The 17,390-nt window shown below is 31.3% G+C and carries 11 protein-coding genes; 10 read left to right on the top strand and 1 reads right to left on the bottom strand.

All coding sequences use genetic code 11. The features are described from left to right. Positions 1-30 precede the first annotated feature (30 nt). The 4 genes from argJ to ftcD all read left to right on the top strand — a co-directional run bounded on the left by argJ (position 31) and on the right by ftcD (position 4,411). Positions 31-1,251, top strand: coding sequence for a bifunctional glutamate N-acetyltransferase/amino-acid acetyltransferase ArgJ (argJ, locus tag CLCOS_RS16435; protein ID WP_063599865.1), 1,221 nt, complete (start codon positions 31-33; stop codon positions 1,249-1,251). Between the two features lie 37 nt (positions 1,252-1,288). Beyond that, positions 1,289-2,143: an acetylglutamate kinase gene (gene argB, locus CLCOS_RS16440; RefSeq protein ID WP_063599866.1), complete on the top strand. Its 855-nt coding sequence runs from the start codon at positions 1,289-1,291 to the stop codon at positions 2,141-2,143. Positions 2,144-2,155: 12 nt separating this feature from the next. Then, positions 2,156-3,328, top strand: coding sequence for an aspartate aminotransferase family protein (locus CLCOS_RS16445; RefSeq protein ID WP_063599867.1), 1,173 nt, complete (start codon positions 2,156-2,158; stop codon positions 3,326-3,328). A gap of 186 nt (positions 3,329-3,514) precedes the next feature. After that, positions 3,515-4,411: a glutamate formimidoyltransferase gene (ftcD, locus tag CLCOS_RS16450; protein ID WP_063599868.1), complete on the top strand. Its 897-nt coding sequence runs from the start codon at positions 3,515-3,517 to the stop codon at positions 4,409-4,411. A gap of 73 nt (positions 4,412-4,484) precedes the next feature. Here ftcD and CLCOS_RS16455 read toward each other — a convergent pair whose 3' ends face one another. Next, positions 4,485-7,517 (bottom strand): AAA family ATPase, encoded by a 3,033-nt coding sequence (locus CLCOS_RS16455; protein ID WP_063599869.1) that lies wholly within the window; start codon positions 7,515-7,517, stop codon positions 4,485-4,487. Between the two features lie 378 nt (positions 7,518-7,895). On the opposite strand from CLCOS_RS16455, the gene CLCOS_RS16460 reads away from it, so the two are divergent. The 6 genes from CLCOS_RS16460 (at position 7,896) to CLCOS_RS16485 (ending at position 17,363) form a co-directional block, all read left to right on the top strand. Beyond that, positions 7,896-9,923 (top strand): urocanate hydratase, encoded by a 2,028-nt coding sequence (locus CLCOS_RS16460; RefSeq protein ID WP_063599870.1) that lies wholly within the window; start codon positions 7,896-7,898, stop codon positions 9,921-9,923. Positions 9,924-9,961: 38 nt separating this feature from the next. Next, on the top strand, positions 9,962-11,215 hold the full coding sequence (gene hutI / locus CLCOS_RS16465) for an imidazolonepropionase (RefSeq protein ID WP_063599871.1): 1,254 nt from the start codon (positions 9,962-9,964) through the stop codon (positions 11,213-11,215). 65 nt (positions 11,216-11,280) lie between these two features. Next, entirely contained in the window at positions 11,281-12,804 is a 1,524-nt protein-coding gene (gene hutH / locus CLCOS_RS16470; protein ID WP_063599872.1) for a histidine ammonia-lyase, read from the top strand. Positions 12,805-13,015: 211 nt separating this feature from the next. Beyond that, positions 13,016-14,419 carry an APC family permease gene (locus tag CLCOS_RS16475; RefSeq protein WP_063599873.1) on the top strand — a complete coding sequence of 468 codons (1,404 nt, stop codon included), beginning with the start codon at positions 13,016-13,018 and terminating at the stop codon, positions 14,417-14,419. Positions 14,420-14,571: 152 nt separating this feature from the next. Continuing rightward, positions 14,572-15,210: a cyclodeaminase/cyclohydrolase family protein gene (locus CLCOS_RS16480; protein WP_063599874.1), complete on the top strand. Its 639-nt coding sequence runs from the start codon at positions 14,572-14,574 to the stop codon at positions 15,208-15,210. A gap of 158 nt (positions 15,211-15,368) precedes the next feature. Next, complete coding sequence (locus CLCOS_RS16485) at positions 15,369-17,363, top strand: methyl-accepting chemotaxis protein (RefSeq protein ID WP_063599875.1); 1,995 nt, start codon at positions 15,369-15,371, stop codon at positions 17,361-17,363. Positions 17,364-17,390: the final 27 nt, after the last annotated feature.

Genomic DNA, 17,390 nt, shown 5'->3' on the forward strand with positions numbered 1-17,390 from the left:
ATATATTTAAATTTTAAGGAGGACATTAGAATGAATTTTGAAATTATAGAAGGAGGGGTTACTTCTCCAAAAGGATTTGTATCTGCAGGGATTAGCTGTGGTATTAAAAAAAGAAATTCAAAGGACTTGGCTCTTATAAAATCAATTAGCCCTTGTAATTCAGCAGGAGTTTATACAAAGAATATAGTTAAAGGAGCTCCACTCATAGTTACTAAAAAGCATCTGGAAAACAAAAAAGCTCAAGCTGTGATTGCAAATAGTGGAAATGCCAATACTTGTACTGGTGAAGAAGGATTAAAAAATGCAGAAGAGATGTGTGAATATGTAGCAAGAGAACTTAAGATTGAAAAAGAAGATGTACTTGTAGCATCTACTGGCATTATAGGAGTTAAATTAAATATTGAAGCTATAAAGAATGCAGTACCGGATTTGGTTAAAAAATTAGATAAGGATGGATATAAAGATGCATCCAAAGCTATAATGACTACAGATACTTTTCAAAAAACTATAGCCATAAAATTAAAACTTGGAGGAAAGACAGTAACTATTGGTGTTATGGCCAAAGGATCGGGAATGATACATCCTAATATGGGAACTATGCTTTCTTTTATAACTACAGATGTAAATATAGATCCAGATCTTTTAGACAAAGCTTTGAAAGAGAGTGTACGAATAAGTTATAACAGGGTTTCAGTAGATGGAGATACTTCAACCAACGATATGGTTGTTATACTTGCAAATGGATTGGCTGAAAATCCACTTATAAATGAAGAAAATGAGGATTACAAATTATTTTTACAGGCACTTAAAAAATTAAATATTGAAGTAGCCAAAATGATTGCAAAAGATGGAGAAGGTGCTACTAAATTAATAGAATGTAAAGCACTAAATGTTTCTAGTGAAGAAAAAGGTGAGATACTTGGCAAATCTGTAATTTGCTCTAATTTAGTAAAAACAGCTTTATTTGGATGCAATGCAAATTGGGGCAGAATACTTGATGCTATAGGATATTCAGGAGTTGAATTTGATATAAACAAGATCCAGGTAACAATGGAAAGTAAAAAAGGAAGTGTCTTAGTATTTGAAAAAGGAGAACCTGTTCCATTTTCAGTGAAAGAGGCAACTGATATATTATCAGAAGATGTAATAGATATAATTATAAACTTTAATTCAGGTAATTATAATGTATGCTGTTGGGGATGCGATCTAACCTATGATTATGTAAAAATTAATGGAGAGTATATGTCTTAAATAGTTGAATTATTATAATGCATAGGGGGCACGGGAGTTGAATTATAATGAAGTGGCTAAAATTTTAGCAGAATCACTGCCATATATTCAGAAATATAGAGGAAAAACAATAGTTGTCAAATATGGCGGTAATGCAATGATAGATGAGGAACTCAAAAAATATGTTATAAATGACTTAGTACTTATGAAATGTGTTGGAATAAATTTAGTAGTTGTCCACGGAGGAGGTCCTTTTATTTCATCTTATTTAAAGAAATTAAATAAGGAAAGTGTATTTATAGACGGACTTAGATATACAGATGATGAAACTATGGATATAGTACAGATGGTTTTAAGCGGAAAAATAAATAAAGACCTTGTTAAATTAATTCAAAGCTATGGTGGAAAAGCTATAGGTCTTTGTGGACTAGATGGGGCTATGATAAAAGCTAAAAAACTTTGCGAAAAAGTGGATTTAGGAAGAGTTGGAGAAGTAACTGAAATAAATACTGAAGTAATTAAAAACTCTATAGACAGCGGCTATATTCCTGTAATAAGCAGTGTGGCACTTGCAAATGATAATGAGGGTGTCTATAACATAAATGCAGACACCTGCAGCTATAAAATAGCTTCTGCACTAAAAGCACAAAATTTAATATTGCTTACGGATGTACCAGGAGTTATGACAGATATAAAGGATCCTTCTACACTTATTTCAGAACTTAAGTTAAAAGATATTTCAAAACTATATGATAATAATATTATAAAAGGTGGAATGCTTCCTAAAATAAACTGCTGTGTTGAAGCTATAAAATCAGGGGTTAAAAGTGCACATATTATTGATGGTAGAGTACCTCACTGTCTTTTAGTAGAATTATTCTCTAAGCAAGGTATAGGAACTATGATTTATTAAGGAGGAAAAAATATGAATTATTTAGATTGTGCAAAGGAATATCTTATGAATACCTATAATCATCTTCCTGTAGTATTTACTCATGGAAAAGGATGTAAGGTATATGATACTTCAGATAAGGAATACTTGGATTTTACATCAGGTATTGGAGTAATGTCACTAGGTTATGGAAATGAAAATTGGATAAAGGCTGTAGAGAACCAGCTTGAGAAAATACCACATACTTCTAATATATTTTTAAATATTCCAGTACTTGAACTTGCCAAGAAATTTACAGAGCTTTCAAAAATGAGCAAGGTATTTTTCTGTAATTCAGGAGCAGAAGCTAATGAAGGAGCTATAAAACTTGCGAGAAAATATAGTTTTGATAAATATGGAAAAGGTAGATCTACTATAATTACATTAAATAAGAGTTTCCATGGTAGAACTATAACTACACTAGAAGCAACTGGACAAGAAAAATTTCATAACTATTTTTATCCTTTTACAGAAGGATTTAAGTATACTGATGTTGATGTTAAATCATTAGAAGATACTATTGATTCTACTTGCTGTGCTATTATGATAGAAGCTGTTCAAGGTGAAGGTGGAGTAAATCCTTTAAGTAAGGAATTTGTAAGCAAAGTATTTGAAATAGCTGAAAAGAATGACATTTTAGTTATATGTGATGAAGTACAGTGTGGTATAGGCAGAACGGGAAAGATGTATGGCTTTAATAATTATGATGTACATCCTGATATTATATCCACAGCAAAGGCTCTTGGAGGAGGTCTTCCTATGGGTGCTGTACTCTGCAATGAAAAACTAAAAGATACCTTTAAATATGGAGATCATGGATCTACATTTGGAGGAAACCCAGTTTGTACAGCAGGGGCTATACAAGTTTTAAATACAATTAGTAAAGAAGGTTTCTTAGATAAAGTAAGTGAGAAGGGACAATTTATTAAGGAATACTTTAAAAATAAACCTTGTAAAAATGTAGTAGAAGTACGAGGAATGGGGCTAATGATTGGAGTAGAAATTAAAGGAGAATCTTCAAATGTACAGAAAAAGGTACTAGAAAAAGGACTTCTTGTTTTAACTGCAGGACCAAATGTAATAAGGCTTCTTCCTCCACTTGTGATCTCAGAAGAAGAATTGGAAAAAGGACTTAATATACTTTATGAAGTTATAGAAAGTATGTAATTGATATTTTTATGCTGTTGTAAAATTATTTTATAGCAGCATATTTTTTATGCAGTAATTGCGTCTAAAATATCATATATAAATCTTTCATGTTTAAGTACTTATAGACGTTTTAAAGATGTACTTAATTTATACTAAATGAAAACTAAGAAAATAAGCCACAGTAAATTTAAGGAGGCAATTGATATGTCAAAATTGGTAGAGTGTGTCCCAAACTTTAGTGAAGGAAGAAATAAAGAAATAATAGAAAGCATTGTAGATGAAGTTAGAAAAACTGAAGGTGTTAAACTTTTAGATTATTCATCAGATAAAGACCATAACAGATCTGTAGTAACTTTCTTGGGCGGACCAGAAGAAGTAGAGGAAGCTGCATTTAAGCTTATAAAAAAAGCTGCTGAGCTTATTGATATGAGAAATCATCAAGGTGCCCATCCTAGAATGGGAGCTACTGATGTAGTTCCATTTATACCTATTAAAGATGTCACTACAGAAGAATGTGTTGAAATTTCTAAAAAGCTTGGAAAAAGAGTAGGAGAAGAATTGAAAATCCCAGTTTACTTATACGAAGATGCAGCTACATCTGAAGAAAGAAGAAATTTAGCTGCTATTAGAAAAGGACAATATGAGGGATTTTTTGAAAAAATAAAACAGCCTGAATGGAAACCAGATTTTGGACCTTGTGAGATGAATGTAAAAAGCGGAGCTACAGTTATAGGAGCTAGGTTCCCACTTATAGCATATAATGTAAACTTAGGTACAGATAATATAGAAATAGCCAATGCTATTGCTAGAAAAATAAGATACATAGGTGGAGGATTACGATATGTTAAAGCTGTAGGAGTAAAGGTAACTGAAAGAAATATAGTTCAGGTATCTATGAACCTAGTAAATTATGAAAAGACTCCTATATATACTGCACAGGAAATGGTTAGAATGGAAGCTAAAAGATATGGAGTACCTATTGTAGGAAGCGAAGTTATAGGCTTAGTTCCTATGAAAGCTTTGTTAGATTGTGCAGAGTATTATCTTCAAATAGAAAACTTTAGTGTAGATCAAGTACTTGAATCCAGACTAAGTGAATAATCTTTAACTTAAAAGACTGCAGTTGAGTTTTACTTGAAAACAACCAACTGCAGTTATATTTATATAATGCAAATTAAATTTTATCCTTTAATTTCATAAGTACATCAATTTCATAGTTATCTAAAGATTTTTTTAAATAGGCAATACCCATATCACAATAGTTTTTTGCATCTTTAGGAAGATATTCTTTGAATATACTATTTAATTTCTCATTTTCCTTAAGTTGTGTACTTATTTCAGCCTTTACCCTATAAACTAAACCTATTTCATGAGGGCTCTTTAACATTTCAGAATGAGTATGGGCATCTTTTAAATAGCTTAAAGCTTTAGTGTAGTTTTTTTCATTTATTTTTAATAAAGCCATAAAAGCTTCTGCTACAGAACGTCCCCAAACTAAATCGAAATGATTGTATATATTAAGAGATCTCTTAAAATAATCATTTGCAGCAGCATAATTTCCCATGTCAAAGGCTGTTTCACCTGCATTTATACTAAATATAGCAGTACTGGACATAACACCTTTACCTTCACATATTTTAATGGCTTTATCATAGTAGCAAATAGCTTTAGAAAACTCTAAGGAGTGTCTTCTAATTTCACCTATATAATTGTAACAAGCTGCTATGTTAAGCACATATTTATCTGATGTTATTGTGTTTCTAGTAAATATATTTATTGACTCGTTTAACAGTTTCTCTGCTTCCTTATAATTTCCGCACATATTATTATAAAGAGCCTTTAATTTTAATATTATGGCCTTTTCATCTTCATAGTTTTGTTCTTTGGCAATGGCAAGTGCCAGGTTTATGTACATGATCATGTTTTCTACGTTATAAGTTTGAATACAATAATAAATCATTTGTTTGTAACCTTCAATAGCGTAACTAAGAGCGTCTATGTTAAGAGCTTTATCTATCATATTTTTTATTATGGAAGTCCCATTTTCATATTCTCCTATTTTAATTAAGTATCTGCCTTTCATAAGTAAGAATGTTATTTCTAAATCTACAGTTTCCTTGGATCTACTTTGATTTTCAACTTTAGCTAAGAGTTTTTCCACTTTCTCTAAACTTTTCAAAGTTTTTTCATCATTAAAGTATAAATTGCTGTACTTATTTTCACCATAATGAAGTACAGGAAAGAGTTCATGGCTGAAACTAAGATATATGTTCAAATTTTTCATACTGTATTTAAGTTCTTTAACATGATTATTGGAATTTGAAAAATGATATATTAATTTATAATAAGTATTTAAATCATTTTTATCATTAACAATGTTTTTCTCCAAAAGTTCACCTATTTTATTATGTAAGATTTTTTTCCTGGCCATGGATTGGTTTGAGTATATGAACTCTCTAAACTTTTGGTGGGTGAATTTTAAGCTTATATTATTGTCATTTAGTATTTCTTTAAGTATAAATTTGTTTTCTAGTTCTTCAACAACATCAATTATTTCAAGTTCATCTTTGCCAATAATGCTAGCTAATATGTCAAGGGGTACTTCATCAAAAAACATTGAACATATATTTAAGATCTTTCTACCTTCCTCAGAAACGTCTAAATATCTGCTCCTCAATATATCCTGCATTTTAGAAGACATTAAGTTTATATTTCCATTGGATTTTATTATATTCATGTATTCAGTTAAAAAGAATAGATTTCCTTCTGTTTCGCTATATATTTTATTTGCCATTTTTTTAGATAAATTATAGTTAGGTAGTGCTTTTTTTATAAAATCTTCTGTTTCTGTATGATTGAGTCTCTCTAATTTAATTGTGTTTAATTTATTATACCTGTTCATAGAAGTTATGAATTTATCCAGTTCTTCGTTATATTCATTTCTACAAGTAGAAATTAAGATTATATTTTTAGATTCACTTAAGAGTACACTATTTAAAAGAGATAAGCTCATTGAATCCAACCATTGAATATCTTCAAATACTAATAGTATTTTTTTATGAGAACTAATTATCTTTAGAATATCTCCTAAGGCATTTCCTATTATTTCATACTTTAAATTATTGCTTTCAATAAGTTTTAAATTACCCGAATAGTTTTTGCTAAACTCAGGGAAAAAACTAGCTATTATATTTTCACAAGATAGAGGTATACTTATATTATTCATTTTTATTATTTTTGATAATTTTAGTATGATATTATTCCATGGTTTTAAAATATATTCCTTTTCAAACTGATAACAAGATGTTTCTAAAATGAATATATTGTCTTTAGAAATACTTTCTAAGAATTTTTCTTTAAGTTTTGTTTTGCCGATACCAGCTTCACCTAGTATTAGAATAGATTTTCCGCTTATGTCATCTTTAAATTTTAAGTAGACATCTTCTAAATATTTTAACTGTTCATATCTACCAAAAAAGAATTCCTTTGATTTTAAATTGCAATTAGTAAGACTCATTTCATTTAGTATTTCATTAAATAATTTTTTTGTAGTTGCCTGAGGTTCTACATTTAATTCTCTATTTAAAATTTCTGAAAGTTTATGGTATACCTCAACGGCTTTATTATATTTGTGACTGCTTTTTAAACTTTTCATCAATTCTATGTAGGGTTCTTCATCAAATTCATCCATTTTAATCAATGCTTTACAATAAGTTTCTACTTTACTATAGTTTTTGTTTTCCTTTTCAATAGATATACTTTCCCTTAATCTATTTATGTATATTTGTTGGAAATGCTCTCTTGTTTCTAGCATCCAAGTTTGAAAGTTTTCTGCATTTTTTACATAAAATCCAGTTAAAAAGTGACCCTTATATGGATTTAACTCATCTTTATTATTCAAGAAATCATCCACATCTGTTTTTATTTGTATATCAGGATTTATCATAACTGTTGATTTCCTTGGGGATATTAATATTTCTAAGTTAAAGGCTTTTTTTATTTTATAAATAGCATTTCTTAAATTCTTTTTTGCTATGTTTTCTTCTTCTTCTGGCCATAAAAGACCAGCTAACTTTTCTCTTGTACATTCTTTATTAATAATTAAATAACAAAAAAGAGCTTGTACTTTATTGTATGGAAACAAAACTTTTTCATTGCCCATAGTTACATTAAAATTTCCCAACATTTTTACGTATATAATGTTCAATATATCCCTTCTTTCGTAACATATATTTTATTAAATACGTATACATTCTATTAATGTAATATTTAATATAAGATCATTTAGTATATGTATTATATTATAATACAATATCAGCGTAAATTTCCATTTATAAATCAAATTTTTGTTCATAAGGATTAGGAAGAGCTGATTAGATACCAACTTAAAAATGAATCTAACGTCTACAATATAAAAACATTTAGAAATATTTTTTTTGTATTATAGATAAATTATAGACAAATTTGACTTTTTAGAGACGTAAACGTTTTATTATATAAATAAAGATAAATTTCATTATATTTTTTATGTTGCAAATAGTTTAAATATAATGAAATTATTATAGATAACATAGGAGGGCATATTATGATTAAGAATGTTGATGTAAGTGAAGCTATGACTGTAAAATTAGATGATGAATTACCTGAAATGCCAAAATTCGTGGAAGGTATAAGAAGAGCACCGGATAGGGGATTCAATTTGACACAATCCCAGACGGAAATCGCACTAAAAAATGCACTAAGGTATATCCCGCCAAAATACCATAAACAATTAATACCAGAATTTTTAGAGGAGCTTACTACAAGGGGAAGAATTTATGGATATAGGTTCAGACCTGAAGGGAGAATTTATGGAAAGCCTATAGACCAATATAAGGGAAAATGTATAGAAGGTAAAGCTTTTCAAGTAATGATAGATAACAATTTAGATTTTGAAGTGGCACTGTATCCTTATGAGTTGGTTACTTATGGAGAGACAGGAAGCGTATGCCAAAACTGGATGCAGTACAGACTTATAAAAAAATATCTACAGGTTATGACTCAAGATCAAACATTGGTAGTTGAATCAGGACATCCTCTTGGACTGTTTAAATCAAAACCTGAAGCACCTAGGGTAATAATAACAAATGCTATGATGGTTGGAATGTTTGACAATCCAAAGGATTGGGAAATAGCCGAGGAAATGGGAGTGGCAAATTATGGACAGATGACTGCAGGCGGATGGATGTATATAGGCCCTCAGGGAATAGTTCATGGAACATTTAACACACTTTTAAATGCAGGAAGAATGAAACTTGGTATTCCAAATGATGGAGATTTGAGAGGACATTTATTTATATCTTCAGGTCTTGGAGGAATGAGTGGTGCTCAGCCAAAAGCTATAGAAATAGCAAATGGAGTAGGCATAATAGCAGAAGTAGATCAGTCTAGAATAGATACAAGACTTAACCAGGGATGGGTTAAAGAAAGTTCTTCTGACCTTGATAGAATATTTAAAGTTGCAAAAGAACATTTAGAGAAAAAGAAAGCTATTTCCATTGCTTACCATGGAAATATAGTAGATTTACTGGAGTATGTAGTTAAAAACAATATAAAAGTAGAATTGCTGACAGACCAGACTTCTTGTCATGCTGCTTATGAAGGTGGTTACTGTCCTCAAGGAATTAGCTTTGAAGAAAGAACAAGACTTCTTGCAGAAGATAGGAAAAAATTCCATGAGTTAGTAGACAAGAGTTTGAGAAGACATTTTGAATTGATAAAGATTTTAGTAGGTAGAGGAACATATTTCTTTGACTATGGCAATTCCTTTATGAAAGCAGTATATGATGCAGGAGTTAAGGAAATATCCAAAAATGGAATAGATGAAAAAGATGGATTCATATTCCCTTCCTATGTAGAGGACATAATGGGACCTCAGCTGTTTGACTATGGATATGGACCATTTAGATGGGTATGCTTAAGTGGAAAGAGTGAAGATTTAATTAAAACAGATAATGCTGCTATGGAATGCATAGATCCAAACAGAAGATATCAGGATAGAGATAACTATAACTGGATAAAGGATGCAGAAAAAAATAAACTGGTAGTTGGAACTCAGGCAAGAATATTATACCAAGATGCTTCTGGCAGAATAAAGATAGCACTCAAGTTCAATGAAATGGTTAGAAAAGGTGAAATTGGACCTGTAATGATGGGAAGAGACCACCACGATGTAAGTGGAACGGATTCTCCATTTAGAGAGACTTCAAATATTAAGGATGGAAGCAATGTAATGGCAGATATGGCTGTCCAGTGTTATGCAGGAAATGCAGCAAGAGGTATGAGTTTAGTTGCACTGCATAATGGAGGTGGTGTTGGTATAGGTAAATCCATAAATGGAGGATTTGGACTTATACTTGATGGAAGCTATAAAGCTGATGAAATAATTAAATCAGCACTGAGCTGGGATGTTATGAGTGGTGTTTCAAGACGTTCTTGGGCAAGAAATGAACATGCTATTGAAACAGTGGTAGAATTCAATAAAAATAATAGGGGAACAGACCATGTAACTATTCCATACTTGGCTGATGAAGAAACTGTAAAGGAAGCAGTAAGTAAGTATTTCCAGAAATAAATATATTTTTATAAAATTTTGGAAGGGAGGGAATTAGAATGATAATTAAAAATATAGACTGCCTTGTAACCTGTGGGGGAAGTTATCCAAAGACAAGGGAAAAATTAAAAGATGCACAAATAATTAAAAATGGATATATAGTTGCAGATAATGATACAATAGTAGACGTTGGCAGTGGCAATGGATACAAAAAGTATTTAAATAATTGTGACGTTGTGATAGATGGTAGGGGTAAAACTGTAACTCCAGGGCTTGTAGACAGCCATACACATGTAGTATATGCAGGCTCAAGAGAATTTGAACTATCTTTGAAACTCAAAAATGTAAAATATATAGATATACTGAAAGCAGGGGGAGGAATATTAAGTACAGTAAACAGTGTGAGAAATACTTCCCGTGAGGATATTGAAAGTGAAACTAAAAAAAGATTGGATCTAATGCTTTTACATGGAACTACTACTGTTGAGAGTAAATCAGGCTATGGGCTTGATTTTGAAAATGAAATAAAAATGCTATCGGTAAATAAAAACTTAAATGAAAAGCATCCAATTAGTATAGTTTCTACTTATTTAGGAGCTCATGCAGTTCCAGAAGAATTTAAATATAATAGGAATGGGTATATAGACCTTATAATAAATTCAGTAATTCCTTATGTTAAAGAACATAACTTAGCGGAATTTATTGATTGTTTTTGTGAAAAAGGTGTATTTTCCGTAGAAGAGGCAAGAAAGATTTTAGAGGCAGGAAAGAAAGCTGGCTTGAAGGCTAAAATTCATGCGGACGAAGTGGAATCTATATCAGCAGCAGAACTTGCAGGTGAAATTAAAGCAGTATCTGCAGAACATTTAGTATCCGCCTCAGATGAGGGTATAAAATCACTGGCAGAGAACAAAGTAACTGCAGTACTTCTGCCTACAACTTCTTTTTACTTGATGCTGAACAAATTTGCAAGAGCAAGAAGAATGATAGAAGAGGGAGTAATAGTTGCACTGGCTACAGACTGCAATCCAGGTACTTCTCCTACAGAGTCGCTTCAAAGTACAATGACTTTTGCATGTTTTGGACTTAAGATGCTGCCAGAAGAAATAATAAATGCAATGACAATAAATGCGGCAGCTGCAATTTCAAGAGAAAAGGAAATAGGAAGTATAGAAAAAGGTAAAAAAGCCGACATAACGGTATTTAATGCTAAAAACTTGGATTATTTAATCTATCACTTTGGTGTAAATGCAGTAGATGCTGTAATTAAAGCTGGTGAAGTTGTAGTAAAAAATGGACAATTAGTATATTAGAAAATAAAATTATGAAAGTTATAGAAGACAAAGTAGAATAATGACATTAGGAGGTAGTATAAGATATGAAAACTGTTAATTTAAGTGGAGAAAATCTTACTTTAGAGGATGTTATAAATGTTGCATATAACAATTATAAGGTTTCTGCTACGGAGGAAGCTAAGGAAAAGATTAAGAAGTCAAGAGCTGTAGTAGATGGAATAGTTGAGAGAAATGATACAAAGTATGGAATTACTACTGGATTTGGAAAGTTTTCTGATGTAACTATATCAGGAGAAGAATGCAAGACACTTCAAAAAAATTTAATAATGTCTCATTCATGTGGTGCTGGACGAAAGTTTCCAAAAGAAGTAGTAAGAATAATAATGTTATTAAGGGCAAACAATTTAGCTAAAGGATATTCAGGAATAAGGCTTAGTGTTTTTGAAACTCTCTTAGATATGTTAAATAAAGGTGTACACCCATGTATACCAGAAAAAGGTTCTTTAGGCGCCTCTGGTGATTTAGCACCTTTAGCACATATGGTATTACCTATGCTTGGCGAAGGAGAAGCTGAGTTCCAAGGTGAAATTTTACCTGGAAAAGAAGCCATGGAAAAGGCAGGTATAGATATAGTAGAACTTGTAGCTAAAGAGGGCCTAGCTCTTATAAATGGAACTCAGGTAATGACTGCAGTGGGTTCATTAGCTTTGTACAAAGCTATAAATCTTTTAAAGGTTAGTGATATTACAGCAGCACTTACTATAGAAGCTTTAAGAGGAATAAGAGATGCCTTTGATTTAAGGACACATATGTTAAGACCTCATGCAGGTCAAATCCAAACGGCTAAAAATATAAATGCGCTAACAGAAGGCAGTTCTTTTATGACTAATCAAGGTGATTTGAGGGTACAAGATGCCTATACTTTAAGGTGTGTACCACAAGTTCATGGTGCTAGCAAAGATGCTGTAAATTATGTTAAAGATAAAGTAGAAATAGAGATAAATTCCGTTACAGATAATCCTATTATATTTGACAATGCAGATGTAATATCAGGCGGAAACTTTCATGGACAGCCTATGGCTTTGAGCTTTGACTTCCTTGGAATTGCAATGTCGGAAGTTGCTAATATATCAGAAAGAAGACTAGAAAGATTGGTAAATTACCAATTAAATGATCTGCCTCCTTTCTTAGCAAAGAACGGCGGACTTAACTCAGGATTTATGATTACACAGTATGCAGCAGCAGCTTTAGTATCAGAAAACAAAGTCCTTGCACATCCAGCAAGTGTAGATTCTATTTCTTCATCAGCTAACCAAGAAGATCATGTAAGTATGGGTACTATTGCAGCAAGAAAGAGCTTAGAAATTGTAAACAATGCAACACGAGTAGTTGCAACGGAATTAATGGCTGCTTGTCAGGCTATAGATTTTAGAGATGGACTTAAGCTGGGTAAAGGTACTCAAGAAGCGTACAATGTAGTAAGAAATAAAGTAAGCTTCATAGAGAAAGATAAGATTATGTATAAAGAACTAGAAAAATGTGATGAACTTATAACAAGTGGAGAACTTCTAAAAGCAGTTGAAGAAAAAGTAAATTTAGAAATATAACGTAAGTCTAATAATTTTTCAAAAGCATAATTTATAGCTGGTACTAAAGAGAATATTAACTCACTTTATGTCCAGCTATAAATAAGATGCTTTGCACAAATCATGGGGTAATATATTATAATTTAAAAGGATAAAATTTTCAATATTGTAAACGTTTGATTGATTGCGGCTTTTTAATACTACTAAACTAATTATATGGGGGGGATTAGATTTGAATTTATTTAGGAAAAAGACCGTGGAAGATTTTAGTGTTTCCGTAAAAAAAAGTGGACTTAAAAAAGAACTAAATTATTTTGATTTGGCATGCCTTGGCATAGGATCTGTAGTAGGCAGTGGCGTCTTTGTTTCTGCAGGACAAGGGGCTCAAATAGCAGGACCTGCGGTTATAATGTCATTTATAATAGCTGCTATTACAAGTGGATTCTGTGGACTTACTTATTCAGAACTTGCTACTATGTTTCCTGTTGCTGGCAGTACTTATTCCTATTGCTATGTTGCTTTTGGTGAAATTATAGCTTGGATTATTGGATGGAATTTAATGCTTGAATATCTTGTTTCTGGAGCAGCAGTTGCTTCAGGATGGTCTGGTACTTTTGTTGGGGTTTTAAAATCCTGTGGTATCAATATACCTGCAGCACTTACCGCTTCTCCACTTAAAGGCGGAATTGTTGACTTACCTTCTGTTTTAGTTGTTGCTGCTATAACATGGCTATTGTATATTGGTGTAACTCAAAGTACTAAAGTAAACAATATTATAGTTGCTATAAAAGTAGCTGTAATACTTATATTCATATTTATTGGTGTAACTCATATAAATCCTGCAAATTATCATCCTTTTGCACCATACGGAATGAAAGGTGTAATGTCCGGTGCTGCAATTATATTCTTTGCCTTTATAGGTTTTGATTCAGTATCTACTGCTGCAGAAGAAACAGCAAATCCTAAGAGAGATGTTCCTATTGGACTTGCTATTTGTTTAGGTGTAACTATTGTATTATATGTAGCTGTTGCATGTGTACTTACAGGAATGGTGCCATTTAAAGCTATTGATATAACTAATGCACTTCCAGCTGCTTTAGCTAGAGTGGGAATCAATTGGGGTTCTGCATTAGTTGGTGTAGGTGCAGTTGTTGGAATGATTTCTACAATTCTTGTAATATTGTATGGACAGGTTAGAATATTTATGGTTATGGCAAGAGATGGATTACTGCCTAAAGCATTTTCTAGTGTAAACAAGAAACATAGTACCCCAGGTATATGTACTATAATAACAGGAATTATAACAGCTGTTATATGCGGACTTTTCCCACTTGACGTGATTATTGATTTATGTAATATTGGTACATTATCGGCTTTCTTGTTTGTATCTATAGGAGTAATTGTTCTCAGAAAAACTTTGCCTAATATTGAAAGAAAATTTAAGTGTCCGGGAGTTCCGTTTGTACCAATATTAACAGTGCTATGTTGTCTATATCTTATGATAAGTTTGCCCGGTGTTACGTGGATTAGATTTGCTATATGGACTGGAGTAGGTTTGTTATTATACTTTGCTTATGGAATGAAACACAGTATATTAAATGATGAAAAACATAATTGTGTTGGAGATAAAAATTAGTAGAACAAAGATTTCTAGTGTATAAGCAAAGCCTTGTAATATAAGCTTAAAGTAACACATAAAGAGACACATTTTATAAATAATGAAGATGTGTCTCTTTATAAATAATTAGTATATTAAAAAATAAAATATTTATTTTAGGGGGGAAAAATATGCTGCAGGATTTAAAATTAAGAGATTTTATAGAAGAGCTGGGTTCTAGTTCACCAGCACCTGGGGGTGGAAGTATTGCTGCTCTTTCAGCAAGTTTAGCTAGTGCTCTTTCAAGCATGGTGTTTAATTTAACCATAGGTAAAAAGGAGTATTTGGAATACAATGATGCTATAAAAGAAGATATTGACACTTCTTCAAAGGAAGTTAGCTTGTGCAAAAAAGAATTTTTGAATTTTATGGAAAAAGATACAGAAGCTTTTTTATCTTTGATGAAGGCATATAGGATGCCAAAAGTAACAGATAAAGAAATAAAAGCTAGAAAAGAAGCTATAAAGAAAGGTAATGAGAATTCACAAAATATACCTTTTGAAGTAGCTAAGAAAGCATATAAGTTGTATTGTTACATAGAAACAGCAGTAAATTATGGAAATAAAAATGCAATTTCTGATGCTGGAGTGGCAGCTTCTCTTACAGAAACAGCAATAGAAGGAGCTTTACTCAATGTAAAAATAAATATTAGAAGCATTAAAGATGAAGCTTATAAAAAGAAAATAGCAGATGAATGCAGTAACCTTTTGAAAAAAAGTACTGATAAAAAGAAAAAGATTATGAAAATTATAGAGGAAAAGTTAAAATAGAAATTGTTTAAAAATCACTGGTAGTATAATGTAGTAGTATTTGGTATATGAAAAGACATTTTTAACATATGTCTTTTCATATATTTTAAAAAATTAGTACATTTTATTGTGATATCCATAATAATTTAAGAAAAATATGACAAAATAGGAGAATATTTATGAAAAGTATTAAATCAAAAATAGTATTACTTGCTTCGTTAATATGCATTTTCAGTTTATTGGTATCATCTGCGGTTACATATTACATATCTTATGAAGTTGTTACAAGTCAATTAAAAGATAGAATTTTAGTTTCATCAGACAAATATGCAGAAGCAACTGATAAATGGTTTGATGGCGAGGGAAAAATAGTAAATGAAATTGGAGATTCTGTGGAAAACATAGGTATTGCCCAAAAAGATAACGTACTTAGTTATCTTCAGGAAAAATTAAAAGATAATAAATCTGTCACAGATATATATATAGGAGCCGCAGATAAAAGCAATATTGATGCCGGTGGATGGGTACCTCCAGCTGGATACGATTGTACACAGAGAGATTGGTACAAGAAAGCTGTAGGGAAAAAAGGAATAATCTATTCTTCACCTTATTTAGATATGGATATAAAAAAAATGGTTATAACTATAGCTAGACCTATATTTCAAAATGGAAGTATAGTTGGTGTTTTAGCCTGTGATATTAGCTTAGAAACAATTACCAATATCATTCAAAGAGCAAAGGTAATAAATAATAGCTATGGATTTTTAATAGATAGTGACAGTAATTTTATAATTCATCCAAATAAAGACTTTCAGCCTAGAGACAAAAAACTTCAAAATGTAAATGATGTTATGAATGGACAATTTAGAAATATCTTAAGCAGCAATTTTATAAAACTAAAAGACTATGATGGTAATGAAAAGTATTTTGTTACTTCCAAAATACCATCCAGCAGCTGGATAGTTGGATTTTCAGTACCTGTATCTGAAATTACAAAACCACTTCAAAGTTTAGTTAGATCTTTTATAATAATTATTGCCTTATGTATAATTGCAGCTTTTTTAGTTTCCATATATTTTGGTAAAAAAATAGGAGATCCTATATTGTCTCTATCTAAAATGGCAGATAAAATATCTAATTTTGATTTAACCTATGATGACAAATACAATTACTTATTAAATTATAAAGATGAAATAGGTAAATTATCAAATTCCTTTAATATAATGCATAAGGAACTAACTCAACTTGTAAAAGAAATACTAGGCGATTCGAATGATATAAATAAATCCAGCACGGAATTAACTAAGCTTGCAGAACAGTTATCTTTAAAGTCTGAAATTATGAATAGCGCAGTGAAAAATATAGTAGACAGCATACAGGAAACAAGCGCAGTATCAGAAGAAATCAGTGCATCTATAGAAGAAATAGGTGGAAACGTAAATCAGCTATCTGAAAGGGCTGTAGAGGGAAATTCTAGTGCAGACAAAATTCAAAGTGCAGCAGTGGACATACGAAATAAAACCGAAGAATCCATAGAAAATACGAAAAAAATGTATGAAGAAAAAAAGGAAAAAATGTTAAAAGTAATTGAAGACATTAAAGTAGTAGAAAACATAAAGGTAATGGCAGATACTATTGCAAGTATAGCAGAAAATACGGAGCTTTTGGCATTAAATGCAGCTATAGAAGCAGCTAGAGCAGGGGAAAAAGGTAAAGGATTTGAAGTAGTAGCAGGAGAGGTAAGAAGACTTGCAGAGGAGTCCTCAAAGGCTGTTGTAGCTATTCAGGGCACTATATCAAAAGTATATGAAGCTTTTAAGTCCTGTTCGGATAACGGAAACGATATACTTGATTTTATACATGAAAATGTGGATCCTCAATTAGAAGCTTTCAGAAATACGGGAGATAAATATTATAAGGATGCGGAATTTTTAAATAAAATGTCTTATGATGTAGCATCTATGTCAGAGGAGCTCAATGCTACTGTAAGTCAGATGAATGACGTAGTACAAAATATGGCACAAAATGCGTTTAAGTCTTCTGAAAATGCAGAGACGATAAAGGGGAACATTGATGAGACTTCTGCAGCTGTAAATAAAATAGTATTAACAGCTGAAAAAGAAGAGCAATTAGCAGAAAATCTAAATAATATAGTTAAAAAATTTAAGATTTAAAAAATAAGTTCCGCTTTAAAGCGAAAC

This window comes from Clostridium coskatii (assembly GCF_001675205.1).
GTDB classification, from domain to species: Bacteria; Bacillota; Clostridia; order Clostridiales; family Clostridiaceae; genus Clostridium_B; species Clostridium_B ljungdahlii.